The organism is Vibrio sp. 10N.222.52.C12, from assembly GCF_041474215.1.
Classification (GTDB): domain Bacteria; phylum Pseudomonadota; class Gammaproteobacteria; order Enterobacterales; family Vibrionaceae; genus Vibrio; species Vibrio crassostreae_C.
Map to the genome: position 1 here is coordinate 1,648 of NZ_JBFRTR010000173.1, position 2,465 is coordinate 4,112.

2 protein-coding genes are annotated in these 2,465 nt (G+C 33.8%); both read right to left on the reverse strand.

Translation table 11 applies throughout. The features are described 5' to 3' along the window. Positions 1-1,172 (reverse strand): hypothetical protein (locus AB4623_RS22975; protein WP_372147431.1); only part of this gene is annotated, 1,172 nt, incomplete at its 3' end. Further along, positions 1,156-2,193 carry a ComEC/Rec2 family competence protein gene (locus tag AB4623_RS22980; protein ID WP_372099941.1) on the reverse strand — a complete coding sequence of 346 codons (1,038 nt, stop codon included), beginning with the start codon at positions 2,191-2,193 and terminating at the stop codon, positions 1,156-1,158. The genes AB4623_RS22975 and AB4623_RS22980, both read right to left, overlap by 17 nt. Between the last annotated feature and the right edge of the window lie 272 nt (positions 2,194-2,465).

Consider the following 2,465-nt stretch of genomic DNA (forward strand, 5'->3'; position numbering starts at 1 on the left):
TGAACAAAACTTGGTTCAAGTAATAGAGAGCTACCACTTTTTGTATTGTTCGCAATCTTTAAAGAGTTTGCACAATTATTAATGGATTCAATGATATCACTATCACTAAAGAATTTAGACATTACAAGTTCGAATTTTTCAGGGAAAAATTCTCTAATATGAATAGAGCTGAACTCATCTTGTTTTGTTGATTTATATAATGTCGGAGCTAAAAGATCAGATTCGACTAAATTCTGTAATAATGCTGGTTTACTATATATATCATTAGTTGCAGATGAGAATTTACTATATGCCTCTAGAATTTTCAGTTCATTTCCTTGTGAGAGTTCAACCTCTCTAGGAGAAAAAACACTCCTGCTCATGTTGCTGGTTAAAAATTCAACAATTTTTGATAAGTCAAACTTATTTGAATCAGAGAATGGAACTGAATATACCTTAATCTTATTGTCATTGCCTAAATCGTATTCATAATAGAATTCAAAGCATGTATCTATAAATGACTTCGTTATATCTTTAGATAGTGAACTAAAGGCATCGTTTATTATAATGTTTGCTTTTAAGGACAGTTCACTTAATAGCTCTCTATTAATCAGCTCAGCTCCTATATCATTATTAAGCTCATTATCTGTGAGAATTGCATGTACAATAGGGTTACCATGTTCATCCTTAGAGAAAATTGGAGTCCCAGAATACCCAGGTATAACCTGACTTTTAGGTGAAAATTCCGAAAAAGTTGCACTTTTTAAATTATATAATATATATGAACCATCTTTTGCTCGTTTATTATCCAAAAGAATCGATGCCTTATCATGTTTCCACATGTGGTAGACATCAGCTTCGTTAAATGAGCACTTTAATACTTCTAAATTTGGCTGTTCGTCATCTAATTCTAGCAATGCAACGTCTGCTTTTTCCGATATAAAAGAAGCTATCGGTACTATAGAATCACGATCTTCAAACTTGACTGAAATCTGAGTACTGTCGATATTTCCTGAGCAACTTCTACATGCGTTCACTCCAGAAGATATGAGTGCGCAAGTCGGTTTATCAATGCAGATACCATGCTTAGAAGTAATTACGTACTTGCTTTTTCCACAAGCACTTTTGAAAGCATACCCTGTACTTTCGGGTACTCCAGACTTTATAGATACAATATTATTTTGATAAGTCATATGTGAACTCTAGGATGTTTCCCTCTGGAAAATGGCATCTATCTTTAAACGATTGTGTGAAATTTGTGATACTTTCGCTATCAGAGGTAAAATGTATATACGAACTTGGAAATCTTTTGGTGAGTCTAGCTATAGTTTTCATTGAAGGGTGGCCGTGATTATTCAAACCATCGCAGCAAACAACATAATTTTCACACTCAATTAGGTTAAAGAACTCTTGACTATTATTACGTTCACTACAATGGTGTGATAATTTAACAAGATCAAATCGTTGTGGGCTTTCTTGGTCTGAAAAATATTCTTCTATAATATCCATATGGCAATCACCAAGGAATAATAAACGATGTTCACCATACTCTAATATGAAAGCAAATGAGGAACCGTTAGGCTCTCTAGTATCAGGATCAAATATATCCTCTATTTCAATTGCTTTTAAAGCATCATTAAGATTATTGTAAGTGATATCTTTCGATGATTTTTGGGGGGTTGTTAGGCTTTCTTGCTTCTTTTTATCAATTGACTTTTTCTCTCTAGATGCCCAATCTTTTAGTTTGTTCATTTTTGTTCGATTAGGTGAAATAAATTTAAGCGTCATATCGCCTAACTTTAAGGTACTGGAGCTTTCTTCTCCAACGACAAGGCTTTCTATATCAATATTGGTTTCTGTTATTGTCTTATATAAATTTAAGTCTTGTCGATATGATGCTTTTCCTGAGTCTACAAGCGTGTCATCTTCTAGCTGAGCGACCGTATTAAAGAGAATTTTATTGATATTAACAATATTGCTTGTGATCAGCCCTACAAACCCACCAATATGGTCGTCATCGTTGTGAGTAAGAATCGCCAAGTCGACCTCTTTATTTTCACCTAATATACGCATTAACGTACTGGTAACCATAGCTCTTCCTGCTCCCTTTCCTGGACCAGAATCTATCAAGATTTTCTTATCATTGGTTTGATCTGTGAGGAGAATACAATCACCTACACCAGCATTAACGAACTGAATTTTGAGTTGAGACATCGCATAAACTATAACTATTAACTTTGATAGCATATCGTATCATATATAACCATAAGCATATGCATGCCTTTTTTACTTAAATGATTATAACTGAGCTGGTTAGCAGTTTTTAGTTGACTTATTATTTATCAAATGTCATCTTTCTATAAGTCAATTGACTTAAACACTTGTAACTAGATTTGCAGCTTTAAGCGTTAAAAACCCATAAATATCAAAGGGTTGCGAAAGAATTTTAGCGAGCGATAGGCTTCAAATCCCTATCCCTCCACCAC

Excerpts from the sequence above, each read along its gene's own strand:
- AB4623_RS22980 (WP_372099941.1), bottom strand. The coding sequence starts at position 2,193 with ATGTCTCAACTCAAAATTCAGTTCGTTAATGCTGGTGTAGGTGATTGT.